Here is a 14,717-nt window from a genome sequence, read left to right as displayed (position 1 = left end):
GTCCGGGCTCTGCGCACCGCAGCTGGTCGTGGCTAAGCTGTCGTGCACTGTGCGAAGCAACGACGACACCGACCAGCCACGCAACTCACCACTGGCGATAGCGGGTGTGCTGCTGCTGGTGCTCGGCACGGTGGGCGTCATCGGCCTGTCCGGCAGGGCCACGCAGCCGGTGGCCGGAGTCGCGATCGCGGTCGCGCGCCCGAGCGGGGCGGTTGTGGCCGCGCCGCCCGACGCCGCACCGGCGGGTGCGCTCGCCGATCCACTGCTGGCAGGCGCGGTGCGGCTTTCGCCCGGTTCCTGCGAGCTGCCCAGGTTGGGCCGCGCCGCCACACGAATGCGAGCCTTCTACGACGCGATGCTCGACTGCCTGGACAGCGGCTGGCGTCCCGCGCTTCGCCAGGCGGGTGTGCGGTTCCGCGCCGCGGGTCTGGACGTGACCTCCGAGGCGACCAGCGACTGCGGAAAGACGCCCGACGAGGAGCAGGCGACGGCGTTCTACTGCGGTGCCGACAGGATCATCTACCTGCCGCGCGACCGGCTGCTGCGCTACATCGGTCTGTACGAGCCCGCCCACCTGGCCGTGCTGGCGCACGAGTACGGCCATCACGTGCAGAACCTGAGCGGCACCTTGGGTGCGGTGGAGGAACTGCTCGCCGATGTGCGCGCCGGTTCGCCGCGCGAACTGGAGCTGACTCGGCGGATCGAGTTGCAGGCGAACTGCTTCGCGGGGTTGTTCCTGGCGAGCGTGTCCGGTCGGGGCAGCGTGACCCCGCGGGAGGCGGCGCGGGCGGTGGACGACTTCGGCAACAGCCTCGACAGCCGGACGCACGGCACGGCGCGCAACCAACTGCGCTGGGCGCGGGCCGGTTTCGAGGGCCGCACCGCGAAGGCGTGTGACACCTGGAGCGCTGCGGCCGAGGACGTCGCCTGAGCCAGGTGGCGAGGGTTCGTGACCTTTCCGGCGAGGCGTGCGCCCACTAGCCTGATGTGAGGCAGTTCACTTCGGGTGGGAGGAGAGTTCATGCGGATCGCTGATCTGCTCCGGCGCAAGGGTTCGATGGTCGCCACCGTCACGCCGCGTACCAGGGTGTCCGAGTTGCTGGCCAGGCTCGCCGAACACAACGTCGGCGCGCTCGTCGTCGTCGACGGAGCCGGTGCCGTCGCGGGCATCGTGTCCGAGCGCGACGTGGTACGCCGCCTGCACCAGCACGGCCCGGACCTGCTGTCGCGTGAGGTCGGCGACATCATGACCACCGTCGTGGCGACGTGCGGCCCGCAGGACTCGGTGGACGAGCTCAGCGCGCTGATGACGCAACGCCGCATCCGCCACGTTCCGGTGCTGGTGGACGGAACTCTCGCGGGCATCGTCAGCATCGGTGACGTCGTGAAGTCACGGATGGACGAGTTGGAGCAGAACCAGGAACAGCTCGAGGCCTACATCGCGGGCGGACGGTTCCACACCTGAGCAGTGTTGACCCGGGCCTGTTCGGTCCCGACGGGCACCCGATGCTCCCGGTGACACGGCAGCGGGGCTTTGCGCCGTTCCGGTTGCGCGGCGCTCAGCGCAGGCACTGCGTGAGTTGGTCGAGGATGTCCACGATCCGGCCGAACTGTTCGGCGTTGGGCACGTGAGGCGCGTCCACGGTGTGCACGTCGAATCGGTTGTGCGGGGTGAGCCGGTCGGCCTCGGCGATCATTCGGTCCTGCAACTCGATCGGGATGATGCGGTCGCGGGTGTGCCTGATGTAGGTGCGCGGGATGCGGCCCCACGTGTGTGCCCGCACCTGCGAGTTCTCGCCGCTTGCGGTGGCCGATTCATCGGGGTGCAGGGCCGCGAGCGTGGCGTGGAACTCGGCGTCGGTGGCGCCGGCCATCAATGCCTGCCGCAGCCCGGCCAGCGCGTCCGGGTCCGCGGTTCGGTAGTTGGACCGCACGGCGCCGATCTCCGCCGGGTCGGCGACGATCACGGCCGCGAGGTTGCCCGCCAGGCTGTTCTCGCCTTCCGGCGTGGCGAGGTAGTCGTCGGCGGAAGCCAGGTCGACGCAGCAGAACGCGGTGTCGTAGACGATGCGAGCAATGAGATGCGGCACCGTGTTGCCGACCCGGTCCAGCGTCGCGCCACCCATGCTGCCGCCGTAGAGGATGACCGGGCCGAACTCGGCGACCCTGCGAACCACCTCGACCGTGGCGGCGGTGAACTCGTCGAGGCCGATTCCGGCCATCGGGGAGGGCCGGGTCGCCAGTGACTCCGGCTGCTGCGGGCACTGGTAGTCGAGCGCGAACTGGGGGTCGGTGACGCTGTGGCCGGGCAGGCTGACGCCGACGGTCCGATGTCCGCGCAGCGCGAGCTGGTCGATGCCGCCGGGCATACCGCCTGCCCCTGAGACGGTCACAAACGTCGGTGTCACGCGGCTCGCCGCGCGGGCCCGCGCGGTTGCGTCGCCGGCGACGGTGAGTCCACCGGCCGCGGCGGCCGTCGCGGCCGCACGCAACGCGCTTCGTCTTGGGTGCTTCAGGTTCGACATGACCCGAGTACAGTGCATCGGCGCTGCCGGTGCCTGCATGAGGTCCAGACCTCACCCGGACGGATGCCGGATCAGCCCGCCGCCTCGGTGAGCGCCGGGGCCAGCGCGGCGACACCGGCGGTGACGGCGGACCTGGCCGTGGCGAAGCTCGTGCCCGGCGGTTGCAGGGTCAGCAGCACCACGTGGTAGCGACCCCGCGGGCCCACGGTTCCCGTCGTGTTGAGCACGATCCCGTTGTCGACGCGCATCCAGCCCTGCTTGATCGCCCACTCACTGTCGGGCAGGGCAGCCGGGATACCGAAGAACTGGTCGAACCCGTCGGCTGCCACGCGGGTGGCTTCGCCGAGCGCGTTCAGTACGAACTCCCGGGCCGCTTCCGGCATGCCTGTCGTGAGGTAGTCGTAGACGGCGAGCACGTCCCTCGGTGTTGTCCTGGTCATCTCCCACTGCCGCGCGATTCTCGGCGGGACGGTCGCCTCGAGACCGATCAACTCCGCCGTCTCGGTGACGATCACCGGACCCCCACCCGCTGCCCACAGCGACGAGGCGACCCAGTCCGCGCTTCGGGACAGCAACGCGACAAGGTTTTCGCGGTGCTGCCCGCGTGGCAGGGCCCAGCCGGCATCGCGAAGGCTGTCGGTCACGATCAGCAACTTGACCACCGACGCCGTGTAGAACTGCTCGTCGGCGTTGATCTCGGCGACGACGGACTCCGCGAGCCGGTCGTAGACGGCCAGGCCCACCTTGCTGCCGGGTGCGTGCCCTGAGACCGCTGTGGAGACCGAATCGGCCAGCGCGGCGCGTTCGTCGCCGCTGAGCGGCGACGGCGGGTTGCCGGGGGTTTGCGTCGTGCTGGGGGCGAAGTCGCGTGAGCTGGACTCCGGCCGTGCAGGCGCGATCGGGGTGGTGGCGTCCTGGCGGGCGGATGGGGCCATCGGCAGTGACACGGCCGCCACCGCGGCGATGAGGACCGCCACCAGCAGCCCGACAATCACCGTGCGTCGGCTCATATCTTCATGAAATCACCCAAAAGGGGCAAGGCGTGTCACCTTCTGGTAAAGCGTCTTTTCGGACGGGGACCAGCTGGCGTGCCGGACTGCTCGACGGTCCCCGCCTTTCGTCGGGTACGCGCCGGTCTTCCTTGACACGACCCGGTGACGACGGGAATGGTCGTACCACTTCGCTCGCTGTCCTGCTGGGGGTCACGTGAGAGCCGCGCGCCTGCCGCTGACGTTCGTCGCCGCGATCGCCGCCACCCTGCCACTCGCCCCGGTCAGCGCCGTGGCGCAGCGGCCGCCGACCCCGGTGTTCGTCGACGGCGAGGCGCAACCAGTCTTCGCCACGGACGACGTCGTGCGAGAGAGCCTGTGGGTCGAGGCCGAGGTGGACAGCGACCGCGACGGCGCCGACGACCAGGTCCATGTCGAGATCGCCCGGCCGCGCGCGACGCAGGACGGTCTGCGTGTCCCGGTCGTCTACCAGGCCAGCCCCTACTACGCGGGCGGGAACGACATCACCAATCACGACGTCGACGTCGAGTTGTACGTTCCCGGGAAGCCCCGGCCCCAGATCACCTGGCGTTACGAGGACTACTTCATCTCGCGAGGGTTCGCGGTGGTCTACGCCGAGTCACTCGGCAGTGGCCTTTCCACGGGCTGCCCGACCACAGGGGGCCGCAACGAGACGCTCGGCGCGAAAGCCGTTGTCGACTGGCTCAACGGCCGCGCGCGGGCACGCGACGCCGCCGGACGGCCGGTGATGGCCGACTGGACGACCGGAAGGACGGCCATGATGGGCGTGTCCTACAACGGCACGTTGGCCAACGCCGTCGCGAGCACCGGGGTGGAGGGGCTGGAGACGATCGTCCCGATCGCGGCGATCTCGAACTGGTACGACTACTACCGCGAGAACGGTGCCGTCGTGGCGCCGGGCGGCTACCAGGGTGAGGACGCGGACGTGCTGGCCGAGTACGTCTACACCCGCGCCGACCGCGACGTGTGCCGTCCGGTCATCGACGAACTGGCCGCCGAGCAGGACCGGCTCACCGGTGACTACAGCGACTTCTGGGACGATCGAAACTACCTCGACGACGTGGACCGGGTGCGTGCTTCCGTGCTCGCCGTGCACGGGCTCTCCGACTGGAACGTCACCGTGAGCCAGGCCGCCAAGTGGTACGCGGAACTGAAGCGGCACGGTGTCGAGCGCAGGCTCTGGCTGCACCAGTCCGGGCACACCGATCCCTACCACCTGCGCCGACAGGAGTGGCTGTCCACACTCAACCGTTGGTTCTCCCACTACCTGTACGGCGTGGACAACGGCGTGACCTCGGAGCCGAAGCTGACCATCCAGCGGGAGGACGGGTCGTGGACCCAGGAACCGGACTGGCCCGCCGCTACGGTCGGCCAGGTCGCCCTGCGTCCCGGTCCGGGCGGAAACGGCCGCGGCGACCTGGGGGTGGGCCGCCCCGGTCGCCCGGTGTTCGAACGCCTCACCGACGACGCCACGAAGACGGTGGAGGAACTGGTTGACGCGCCGTCGTCACCGAACCGGCTGTCGTACGCGACGACCCGAGCACGGCGACCCGTCCGACTGAGTGGAACGCCGGTCGTGGATCTGCGGATCGCCTTCGACCGCCCCGCCGCCAACGTCACCGCCGTCCTCGTGGACAGGGCACCCGACGGTACCTCGCACGTGATCACTCGCGGATGGACGGACCCGCAGAACCGATCGGACATCGGGCGCACGAAGCCCATCCGACCCGGTTCGTCATATCGGGTGTCGTTCGAACTGCAGCCGCAGGACTACGTGCTGCCCGCGGGCCACGCGTTGGAGTTCGTGCTGCTGTCCAGCGACCACGACTTCACGCTGCGGCCGAAGCCGGGCACCGGCCTGGCGGTGGATCTGGCGCACACGTCGGTGACGGTCGGGGTGGTCGGCGGTGCGGCGCGACTGCGGGCCGCGTTGTAGGCGGGCTGTCCGCGGCCGCACCGCGGGTCCGGACGGAGCCGCGAAGCCTAGCCCACCGCACCGACACTTTCCGGCCGCACCACGGCATCTTCGTCGACTTGTTCAACCCCGCCCACCCTGTCCACAGATTTCCCCCTTCGCCCCCTCACCCCGCCAACCCCGCGCATGGTGGAACCATGACCACTCCCTCCACAGCGGGCACCGTGAAGGTGGACCTGCGCAACCCAGGACAACTGCTCGCCGCGATCCCGCACCTGCTCGGGTTCCGACCGGCCGACTCGGTGCTCGTCATCGGCCACCGAGGTGAGACCGGCAACCGCATCGGCAACGTGTTGCGGGCCGATCTGCCGAACCCCGACGAGGACGTCGCGCTCGCCGTGCGGCTGAGAACCCCGCTGCTGTACGACGATTCCGTCGGCGTCACGATCGCGATCGTGGGCGGCGGGCACGACGGCGAGAACGCCACCGGGCCGCCCCGTCGCCAACTCGTCGACACGATCACCGACGCGTTCGCCGAAGCCAACCTGTGCGTGATGCATGCGTTGTGGGTTCCCGAAATCCAGGATGGGGCCCGCTGGCAGTGCTACGAGGACTCCACCTGTACCGGGCGGCTGCCCGATCCGAACTCGACCGTTCTCGCGGCGGTGTCGGCACACGCCGGCCTGATCACCTACGGCAGCCGTGAAGCGATGGAACGCCAGCTCGACCCCGTGGACCCGGCCGTGCTGGCCCGCCGATCGGCGCTCCTGGACGAGATCGCCGACAGCCGGCCCGACGGACCCGGACAGTACCCCGACGACTGTCCGGCTCCCGCGGACCCGGTCGAGTGTGGCCGCGCGGTGGTGCGCGCCGCGCTGGCACGGGCGCACCGGGGCGACTTCGAGTTCTGCGACCGGGAGGTGGTCGAGCTGGCGCTGGCGCTGGAACGTACCGAGATCCGAGACGCCTGCCTGGCCACCGCGCTGCCACCGGCCGGTCCGCGCGCGGTCACGGCCGAGCGACTGTGGCTGGCGCTGACCCGGGAACTGCCCGCACCGGAACGTGCGCAGGCGGCGACGCTGCTCGGCTACTCCGCGTACGTGCGCGGCGAGGGCGCACTCGCGGGCATGGCCGTGGCCAGGGCCAGGGAAGCCGATCCCGGACACGTACTGGCGCAACTGCTCGCACAGGCGCTCGACCACGCACTGCCACCCGAGACCCTCGCGAAGCTCGGCGCGAGCACCGAAACCGACCCACTGTGGGAACCGGGAGGGCCCTGACCATGCCGGCCCCGGGGAACCGGGGTTATGCGCGGCCGGTCGCCTTCCGCTCCTGGGCGAACCGCCACGCGTCGGCGACGATGTCGACCAGTTCCGTGCGCTGCGGCTTCCAGCCCAGCCGCTCGCGTGCCTGCTCGCTGGAGGCCACGAGTACCGCGGGATCCCCGGCACGGCGTTGTGCCACGACGGCGGGAATCGGGTGCCCGGTCACCTCCCGGCAGGCGTCGATCACTTCGCGTACCGAGAATCCGGTGCCGTTGCCCAGGTTGAAGATCTGGTGCTCGCCCGGCCGTGCGCGAGCCAGCGCCAGCAGGTGCGCGTCGGCCAGGTCCGCGACGTGGATGTAGTCCCGGACCGCCGTGCCGTCGCCGGTGGGGTAGTCGTCGCCGTAGATCTGCACCTGGTCCCGCTCACCGGTGGCTACCTGCAGGACCAGCGGGATCAGGTGCGTTTCGGTGGTGTGGCGTTCACCGAATCGCCCGTACGCGCCCGCCACGTTGAAGTACCGCAAGCTGACGGCCGCGAGTCCGTGCGCGCGGGCGTAGCTGGTGATCGCGTGGTCGATGGCCAGCTTGGTGGCGCCGTAGGTGTTCGTGGGCGCTGCCGTGGCGCTTTCCGGGATCGGACTCGACTCCGGCTCACCGTAGGTGGCGGCAGTGGAGGAGAACACCAGGCGAGGCGTGCCGTGGGTGCGCATCGCGTCGAGTAGGCGAAGGGAGTTGAGCACGTTGCCCCGCCAGTAGCTGCCCGGGTCCTGCATGGACTCTCCGACCAGCGATTTCGCGGCGAAGTGCAGGACGCCGTCGAAGCCGTCTGCGAGCAGGGTGCCTGCGACCTCCGCGGCGTCGCCCTGGACGAAACGGGCGCCGTCCGGGACGGCGTCGGCATGGCCGGTGGACAGGTCGTCGACGACGGTGACCTCGTGTCCCGCCTCGAGCAACCGCGCCGCGCACACACTGCCGACATAGCCTGCGCCACCGGTGACGACCAGTTTCATCGGGATGCTCGGCGTCGTGATGTCGGTGGGCATTGGCTCGAGGCCCTTTCTCGGGAGAAGGTGATTGCTGCGATCGATTACTGCGATTGTCGGAGTGCGATTGTCAGAGTAGGGCGACAGTGTGCCCGCACGCCGTACCGGGATGGCGTGCGGGGGTGGTCGCCTCAGTCGCGACCGGCGCCTGCCGAAGGCACGACGGTGAAGAGGCGGGGTCTGCGTAGCCCCGCGCGCTCGAACCCGGCTGTGACGGCCTGCTCCACGTCGCGGAGATGGCGGTGGCGTACCAGCGCGATCGCGGACCCACCGAAACCGCCGCCGGTCATCCGCGCTCCCAGCGCGCCCGCCTGCCCGGCCAACTCCACGGCGAGGTCGAGTTCCGCGCAGGACACGCGGTAGTCGTCGCGCAGGCTGTCGTGCGAGGAGTTCAGCAACGGACCGATCTCGTCGGCGCGCCCCTGGCGCAGCCGAGCGACGACCTCGAGCACCCTGGTGTTCTCGGTCACCACGTGCCGCACCAGCGGGCGAAGGTCTTCGGGCAACGACCGCAGCGCGTCGGGCAACCGGTCGACGTCGATGTCGCGCAGTGAGGCCAGCCCCAACGATTCGGCGGCGCGCCGGGTGTCGCGCCTACGGTCGCCGTACTGGGACTCACCGAGAGTGTGCTTGACGCGGGTGTCGATCACGAGCACGCGAAGGCCGCTGCCGTCGGTGTCGAACGGCACGTGCTCGGCCTCGCCCGAGCGCACGTCGAGGAACAACGCGTGACCAGCTACGCAGCACATCGAGGCCGTCTGGTCGAGCACACCCGTCGGCACACCGACGAACTCGTTCTCGGCGCGTTGTGCCCACCTGGCGATCTCGGCCCGGCGGGCCCGGTCCGGTTCGTCCCGGCCCGCGATACCGAGCAGGGCGAGGGCGACCGCACATTCGAGGGCGGCCGAGGACGACAGCCCGGCTCCGGTGGGGACGTCCCCGGCCACGACGAGGTCGGCGCCGCCGGTGACGCCGTGCTCGCGCAGCACCCACGCGACACCGGCAAGGTATGCCGACCAACCCGACGGGTGGCCGGGTCGAAGGTCACCCGTTAGTACCGGCTCCGCGCGCTGGACGCGCCCGTCGGCGCCCAGTGTGGCGAAGGTCAGCAGCTGGTCGTCGCGGGGCGCCGCGGCCGCGGCGATGCGGTTCGGCAGCGCGAACGGCAGCACCAGACCGTCGTTGTAGTCGGTGTGCTCGCCGATGAGGTTCACGCGCCCAGGAGCGGACCAGACACCGTGTGGCTCGCGGCCGTGCACCGACCGGAAGGCGTCCTCGGCCAGCCGCGGAGGTGGCGCTGTGCCCTGTGGCCTCGTGCTCACCGAGCCTGCGCGAGCACCGCGTGCAGCACCGACGCGGCGACCTGGGCGGAGTGCTTGTCGTCGGAGACCTCGACGGTGGTGCCCGCGCCGTTGATCCGGCCGACGTTCACCGTCCGGCCCGGCACGATCCCGACGGACTTCAACTCGGTCATCAGGTCCTCGTCGAGTTGCACGTGCTCTGCGATCCGGCGGATCTCCACCTTGCCGCCGCCCGAGCGGGCGACGTCGTCGAGCCGCACGAGGTCGGACTCCGCGGGTGGCGCGGGTTCGCCCGCGCCGAGCTTGTCCAGGCCGGGGATCGGGTTGCCGTACGGCGAGGTCTTGGGCTGGCCGAGCAGCTTGACGAGCTTTCGCTCCACAGCTTCGCTCATCACGTGCTCCCAGCGGCACGCCTCGTTGTGCACGTGCTCCCACTCGAGGCCGATGACGTCCACGAGCAGGCGCTCGGCGAGCCGGTGCTTGCGCATGACCGCGACCGCGAGCTCCCGGCCGTGGTCGGTGAGTTGCAGGTGCCGGTCGTCGGCAACCACCACCAGACCGTCTCGCTCCATCCGTGCCACCGTCTGGCTCACGGTGGGGCCGCTCTGCTGCAAGCGCTCGGCGATACGGGCCCGCAGCGGCACGACGCCCTCCTCCTCGAGCTCGTAGATGGTGCGCAGGTACATCTCCGTGGTATCGATGAGATCGTTCACGCCTGTCCCCTTTGCTCGCCATGCTCATCGTAGTGGCTGGACGTGACGGGGGCCGCAGGCGATCAGGCAATTGAGCAGCGGATGAACAGCGGCCCGTGCTGGCGCGACGCGGGTGCGTCGGCCGCACCCGCGCGGGCAGGATGGGCGTATGCACCCCGTCATCACCACAACGGAACTGGCCGCGTCGCTCGAAGCCGATCCTCGGCAGCGGCCCGTCCTGCTCGACGTGCGGTGGCGCCTCGACGGACCACCCGGCATCGAGTCCTACCGCGCGGGGCACCTGCCGGGCGCGGTGTTCGTCGATCTGGACACCGGACTGTCCGGCCCGCCCGGCGCGGCGGGCAGGCACCCGCTGCCCGAACCGGCCGAGCTGCAGCGGACCCTGCGGGCGGCGGGGGTGCGCACGGCACACCCCGTCGTGGCCTACGACGACGGTGACTCCTCCGTGGCGGCGCGAGCGTGGTGGCTGCTGCGCTGGGCCGGGCACGACGAGGTGGCGGTGCTCGACGGCGGCTTCGCCGCGTGGCAGGCGGAAGGCAGGCCGGTCACCACCGCGCGACCACGACCGGAACCCGGAGACATCGAGGTCCGCCCCGGCGCCATGCCGGTCCTCGACGCCGACGCCGCCGCGGCCATCGCCCGCGACGGGGTACTGCTCGACGCGCGAGCGCCCCGGCGCTACACCGGAGAGACCGAGCCCGTGGACCCCCGTCCCGGCCACATCCCTGGCGCGCTGAACGCGCCGTCGTCGTCGCACGTGGACTCGGGTGGCCGCTGGCGCGAGCGCGCCGAACTCGCCGCGCGCTTCGCCGCGCTCGGTGTCACGGCGGGCACCCCGGTCGGCGCCTACTGCGGCTCAGGCGTCACCGCCAGCTCCGTGGTGCTCGCTCTCGAACTCGCAGGACATGACCAGCCGGCCGCGTTGTACGCCGGATCGTGGTCGCAGTGGTCGGCCGATCCCGCTCGGCCCGCTGTCACAGGGCCGCGGCCGGGCTAGGCTCGACTCCCATGTCACGTTCGGCCGTCGTCTGGGACCCCGCACTGCTCGCCTACGACCTCGGCGGTGAGCATCCGTTCAACCCGATTCGACTCGACCTCGCCATCCGGCTCGCGACCGCGCTCGGCGTGCTCGACGACGTTCCCGTGCTGGCACCGGAGGCCGCCGACGAGGAAGCGCTGTACCGGGCGCATACGGCCGAGTACGTGTCAGCGGTCAAGCAGGCGCCGATGGCGAGCTGGCAGGTGGGGCACGGCCTCGGCACCGAGGACAACCCGATCTTTTCCGGCATGCACGAGGCAGGCGCGCTGGTCGTCGGCTCCACACTGCTCGGCGCGCGACGCATCGCCGAGGGCAGGGCCGACCGGGCCGTGAACATCGCGGGCGGGCTGCACCACGCGATGTCCGACCACGCTTCCGGCTTCTGCGTGTACAACGACTGCTCGGTGGCGATCTCGTGGTTGCTGGACAACGGCTTCGACCGTATCGCCTACGTCGACACCGATGTGCATCACGGAGACGGCGTGCAGGCGGCCTTCTACGGCGACCGCAGGGTGCTGACCGTCTCGTTGCACCAGCACCCCTTCACGCTGTTCCCCGGCACCGGGTACTCCGCCGAGACCGGCGTCGAGGCGGCGGAGGGCTACGCCGTGAACGTCCCACTGCCGCCGCGAACCAAGGACGCGGGGTGGCTGCGAGCCTTCGACGCCGTCGTCCCGTCACTGCTGGCCGAGTTCCGGCCGCAACTGCTCGTCACCCAGTGCGGTGTCGACTCCCACGACGAGGACCCGCTCGCCGACCTGTCGCTGACGGTGGACGGCCACCGCACGATCTACGCCACGTTGCGCGAGTTGGCCAAGACCTACGCCGACGGCAAGTGGCTGGCGGTGGGCGGCGGCGGATACCAGCTCATCAGGGTGGTTCCCAGGTCGTGGACCCACCTGCTGGCCACGGTGCTGGACCGCGACATCGACCCCGTCACGCCGCTGCCGGCATCGTGGAGCGACCACGTCCGCGGGCTGGCGCCTCACGCCGAGCTACCGCTCGCGATGACCGACGGTGGTGACACGGGATTCTCCAGCTGGGGCGACGGGCTCGACGACGCGGTCGACGCCGCCATCCGCGACACCCGCCGCGCGGTGTTCCCGCTGCACGGACTGGACCCCGACGACCCGAGAGACTGACCCGAGAGACTGAGGCAGCGATGACGGCAGGCACTGAGCACACCGGTCGCGACCCGTTCGACTATCCCAGGCATTGGGAAGCCGACGTGGTGCTCGCCGACGGCGGCACCGTGCACCTGCGGCCGGTGGTGCCTTCCGACGCCGACGGGCTCGTCGCGCTGCACGGGCGGTTGTCGGAACGCACCCGGTACCTGCGCTACTTCGGCGCCTACCCGCGCATCCCGCCGCGCGATCTGGAGCGGTTCTCCACGGTCGACCACCACGACCGGGTCGCGTTCGTGGCGCTGCTCGGCGACGACATCGTCGCCGTCGGCCGCTACGAACGGCTGGACGCAGGTTCGGCCGAGGTGGCGTTCGTGGTGGACGACGCCCACCAGGGTCGCGGTCTCGGCTCGATCCTGCTGGAGCATCTCGCGGCGGCGGCATCGGAGAGCGGGCTGCGCCGTTTCGTCGCCGAGGTGCTCGCCGAGAACACCGCGATGATCCGGGTGTTTCGCGACGCCGGTTACCAGGTGAGCCGTGCCTTCGAGGAAGGCGTGGTGCACCTGGAGTTCGACATCGACCCCACCGAGGAGTCGCTGGCCGTGGCGAGGGCGAGGGAGCAGGCGGCCGAGGCGCGCAGCGTGCACAACCTGCTGCATCCACGCTCGGTCGCGGTCATCGGCGCTTCCACCGACCCCACCAAGATCGGCTATGCGGTGCTGTCCAATGTGCTGGCCGCCGACTTCGCGGGCACGGTCTACCCGGTCAATCCCGAGCACTCCTCGGTTCGCGGTGTGCGGGCATATCCATCCGTCGTGGATATTCCCGACGCCGTCGATCTCGCGGTCGTGGCCGTGCCCGCCGACCAGGTGGAGGCCGTGCTCGACGGTGCGCTGGCCAAGGGGGTCAAGACACTGGTGATCGTGTCGGCCGGGTTCGCAGAGGCAGGCCCCCACGGACTGCACGCCGAACTGCGGCTGGTCGGAGAGGCCAGAGCGCACGGAATGCGCGTCGTGGGGCCGAACGCGCTCGGGGTGCTCAACACCGATCCCGCGGTGCGGCTCAACGCCACCCTCGCGCCGCGCCTGCCCAAGCGCGGGCGCACCGGGTTCTTCTGCCAGTCCGGCGCGCTGGGCATCGCGATCCTCGCCGACGCGGAGTCGCGGGGCCTGGGCCTTTCGACGTTCGTGTCGGCGGGCAACCGTGCCGACGTCTCCGGCAACGACCTGCTGCAGTACTGGGAGACCGACCCGGCGACCGATCTGGTGTTGCTGTACCTGGAGTCCTTCGGTAACCCTCGCAAGTTCGCGCGGCTGGCTCGCAGGCTCGGCCGCAGCAAACCGATCGTGGCGGTGAAGTCGGGACGGCACGCTGTGCGGCCACAGCTGGCCGCCACTTCCACCGAGATCGACGAGTCCAGCGTGCAGGCCCTGTTCGAGCAGGCCGGGGTGGTGCGGGTGGACACGCTGGCACAACTGTTCGACACCGCGCTGGTGTTCGCACACCAACCGCTGCCAGCGGGTTCGCGCATCGCGATCGTCGGGAACTCCAGCGCCATCGGATTGCTCGCCGCCGACACGGCGCGGGCACAGGGGCTGCGGCTGGGCGTCGACCCGGTGGACGTCGGCCCGCAGGCCGGTCCCGAGGAATTCGCCGCCGCGGTCGGCGAGGCGCTGGACTCACCGGAGGTGGACGCGCTGGTCGTGGTGTTCGTCCCGCCGGTGGCGATTCCGGGCACGGCTTACGCGCGGGCACTTCGCGACACCGTGGTGGCGCGCGACGACGGCCAGGGCAAGCCGATCGTGTCGACCTTCCTCGCCGCGGAGGGCGTTCCCGACGAACTGGCCGTGGTGTCGGACGACGGGGCGCCGTCGTTCGGATCGATCCCCTCCTATCCCAGCCCCGAGCGGGCGGTGAACGCGCTCGCCAGGGTGGTGCGCTACGCGGCGTGGCGGGAACGGCCGCAGGGCACGGTCGTGCGGCCCGCGGGCCTGCACCCGGAGCGCGCGGGCGGGATGGTGCGGCGGCTGCTGGGTGAGCACGACGTCGAGCTGGCCGTCGACGACGTGGTGGGGCTGCTCGACTGCTACGGCATCCCGGTCGTGCCGTTCCGGGCGGTGGGCGCGGAGCAAGAGGCCGTGGAGGCTGCCGCCGAGCTGGGATACCCGGTGACACTGAAGTCGATCGACGACACCCTGCGGGGCAGGGCCGACCTCGCCGGTGTGCGGCTCGACCTGATCTCGGAGGAGTCGGTACGCGCGGGCTACCGGGACATCCGCGAGGTGTCCGGGACCGAGCGGATGTACGTGCAGCGGATGGCACCGAAAGGTGTTTCCTGCGCGGTCGGGCTGCAGGACGACCCGTCCTTCGGAACGCTCGTCTCCTTCGGGCTTTCCGGGGTGGTGAGCGCGCTGCTGGGCGACCAGGCGTTTCGCGCGGTGCCACTCACCGATGTGGACGCGGCGACTCTGGTGCGTGAGCCGAGAACCGCACCGCTGCTGACCGGTTACCGGGGAGACGAGCCTGCCGACCTGGAGGCGCTGGAGGACCTCGTGTTGCGGGTCGCCGCGCTCGCAGAGGACAACCCGGAGGTGCGCTCGCTGGTCCTCGACCCGGTGCTGGCCTCGCCGGAAGGTGTGTTCGTGACCAACGCCCGAGTCGTTTTGGGTCACCCGCCCTCGCGGCCCGACACCGGGCCCCGCAGGCTGCGGCAGATCAACGCCCCCGACTAGCCTCCTGCCGCGACGAGTCGGCTGAAG

At 70.8% G+C, this 14,717-nt stretch carries 12 protein-coding genes; 7 read left to right on the top strand and 5 right to left on the bottom strand.

What is annotated here, in order from left to right:
• Nucleotides 1-49 precede the first annotated feature (49 nt).
• Nucleotides 50-931, top strand: coding sequence for a neutral zinc metallopeptidase (locus SACMADRAFT_RS18285; RefSeq protein ID WP_050998170.1), 882 nt, complete (start codon nt 50-52; stop codon nt 929-931).
• A 90-nt stretch (nt 932-1,021) separates the two neighbouring features.
• Nucleotides 1,022-1,465 (top strand): CBS domain-containing protein, encoded by a 444-nt coding sequence (locus SACMADRAFT_RS18280; RefSeq protein WP_009155317.1) that lies wholly within the window; start codon nt 1,022-1,024, stop codon nt 1,463-1,465.
• 94 nt (nt 1,466-1,559) lie between these two features.
• On the opposite strand, the gene SACMADRAFT_RS18275 is transcribed toward SACMADRAFT_RS18280, so the two are convergent.
• Both SACMADRAFT_RS18275 and SACMADRAFT_RS18270 read right to left on the bottom strand, forming a co-directional pair.
• On the bottom strand, nt 1,560-2,525 hold the full coding sequence (locus SACMADRAFT_RS18275) for an alpha/beta fold hydrolase (RefSeq protein ID WP_050998168.1): 966 nt from the start codon (nt 2,523-2,525) through the stop codon (nt 1,560-1,562).
• Nucleotides 2,526-2,596: 71 nt separating this feature from the next.
• Nucleotides 2,597-3,535 carry a serine hydrolase gene (locus SACMADRAFT_RS18270; protein WP_009155315.1) on the bottom strand — a complete coding sequence of 313 codons (939 nt, stop codon included), beginning with the start codon at nt 3,533-3,535 and terminating at the stop codon, nt 2,597-2,599.
• Nucleotides 3,536-3,731: 196 nt separating this feature from the next.
• Between SACMADRAFT_RS18270 and SACMADRAFT_RS18265 the strand changes: the two genes are divergently transcribed.
• Together SACMADRAFT_RS18265 and SACMADRAFT_RS18260 are read left to right on the top strand one after the other, a co-directional pair.
• The gene (locus SACMADRAFT_RS18265; RefSeq protein ID WP_009155314.1) at nt 3,732-5,492 is read left to right on the top strand and encodes a Xaa-Pro dipeptidyl-peptidase; all 1,761 of its coding nucleotides are present in this window, start codon (nt 3,732-3,734) and stop codon (nt 5,490-5,492) included.
• Between the two features lie 176 nt (nt 5,493-5,668).
• Complete coding sequence (locus tag SACMADRAFT_RS18260; RefSeq protein ID WP_009155313.1) at nt 5,669-6,751, top strand: DUF4192 domain-containing protein; 1,083 nt, start codon at nt 5,669-5,671, stop codon at nt 6,749-6,751.
• A 25-nt stretch (nt 6,752-6,776) separates the two neighbouring features.
• Here the strand turns inward: SACMADRAFT_RS18260 and galE are convergent, their stop codons facing one another.
• The 3 genes from galE to SACMADRAFT_RS18245 all read right to left on the bottom strand — a co-directional run bounded on the left by galE (nt 6,777) and on the right by SACMADRAFT_RS18245 (nt 9,795).
• Complete coding sequence (gene galE / locus SACMADRAFT_RS18255; RefSeq protein WP_009155312.1) at nt 6,777-7,781, bottom strand: UDP-glucose 4-epimerase GalE; 1,005 nt, start codon at nt 7,779-7,781, stop codon at nt 6,777-6,779.
• A gap of 131 nt (nt 7,782-7,912) precedes the next feature.
• Nucleotides 7,913-9,103, bottom strand: coding sequence for a galactokinase (gene galK, locus SACMADRAFT_RS18250; protein ID WP_009155311.1), 1,191 nt, complete (start codon nt 9,101-9,103; stop codon nt 7,913-7,915).
• A complete protein-coding gene (locus SACMADRAFT_RS18245; RefSeq protein WP_009155310.1) occupies nt 9,100-9,795 on the bottom strand; it encodes a metal-dependent transcriptional regulator in 696 nt (231 codons plus the stop codon). The genes galK and SACMADRAFT_RS18245 overlap by 4 nt, the downstream gene beginning before the upstream one ends.
• Before the next feature lie 148 nt (nt 9,796-9,943).
• Here SACMADRAFT_RS18245 and SACMADRAFT_RS18240 point away from each other — a divergent pair, with 148 nt between their 5' ends.
• Genes SACMADRAFT_RS18240 through SACMADRAFT_RS18230 form a run of 3 tightly spaced genes read left to right on the top strand, consistent with a single transcriptional unit; the run spans nt 9,944 to nt 14,690 of the window.
• On the top strand, nt 9,944-10,792 hold the full coding sequence (locus tag SACMADRAFT_RS18240) for a sulfurtransferase (protein WP_009155309.1): 849 nt from the start codon (nt 9,944-9,946) through the stop codon (nt 10,790-10,792).
• An 11-nt stretch (nt 10,793-10,803) separates the two neighbouring features.
• Nucleotides 10,804-11,976, top strand: a complete 1,173-nt coding sequence (locus tag SACMADRAFT_RS18235) for an acetoin utilization protein AcuC (RefSeq protein ID WP_009155308.1) — start codon at nt 10,804-10,806, stop codon at nt 11,974-11,976.
• A 20-nt stretch (nt 11,977-11,996) separates the two neighbouring features.
• A complete protein-coding gene (locus SACMADRAFT_RS18230; RefSeq protein WP_009155307.1) occupies nt 11,997-14,690 on the top strand; it encodes a bifunctional acetate--CoA ligase family protein/GNAT family N-acetyltransferase in 2,694 nt (897 codons plus the stop codon).
• The last annotated feature ends 27 nt before the right edge of the window (nt 14,691-14,717 follow it).

Origin of the sequence: Saccharomonospora marina XMU15 (assembly GCF_000244955.1) — a bacterium.
In the GTDB taxonomy this organism is placed as follows: domain Bacteria; phylum Actinomycetota; class Actinomycetes; order Mycobacteriales; family Pseudonocardiaceae; genus Saccharomonospora_A; species Saccharomonospora_A marina.
The sequence above is the reverse complement of the archived record's forward strand: the minus strand, read 5'-3'. Positions and strand labels throughout refer to the sequence as shown.

Bases quoted from the DNA above. Each gene is read 5' to 3' on its own strand.
- SACMADRAFT_RS18280 (WP_009155317.1), top strand. From the start codon at position 1,022: ATGCGGATCGCTGATCTGCTCCGGCGCAAGGGTTCGATGGTCGCCACC.
- SACMADRAFT_RS18275 (WP_050998168.1), bottom strand. From the start codon at position 2,525: ATGTCGAACCTGAAGCACCCAAGACGAAGCGCGTTGCGTGCGGCCGCG.
- SACMADRAFT_RS18270 (WP_009155315.1), bottom strand. From the start codon at position 3,535: ATGAGCCGACGCACGGTGATTGTCGGGCTGCTGGTGGCGGTCCTCATC.
- SACMADRAFT_RS18260 (WP_009155313.1), top strand. From the start codon at position 5,669: ATGACCACTCCCTCCACAGCGGGCACCGTGAAGGTGGACCTGCGCAAC.
- galE (WP_009155312.1), bottom strand. From the start codon at position 7,781: ATGCCCACCGACATCACGACGCCGAGCATCCCGATGAAACTGGTCGTC.
- SACMADRAFT_RS18240 (WP_009155309.1), top strand. From the start codon at position 9,944: ATGCACCCCGTCATCACCACAACGGAACTGGCCGCGTCGCTCGAAGCC.
- SACMADRAFT_RS18235 (WP_009155308.1), top strand. From the start codon at position 10,804: ATGTCACGTTCGGCCGTCGTCTGGGACCCCGCACTGCTCGCCTACGAC.
- SACMADRAFT_RS18230 (WP_009155307.1), top strand. From the start codon at position 11,997: ATGACGGCAGGCACTGAGCACACCGGTCGCGACCCGTTCGACTATCCC.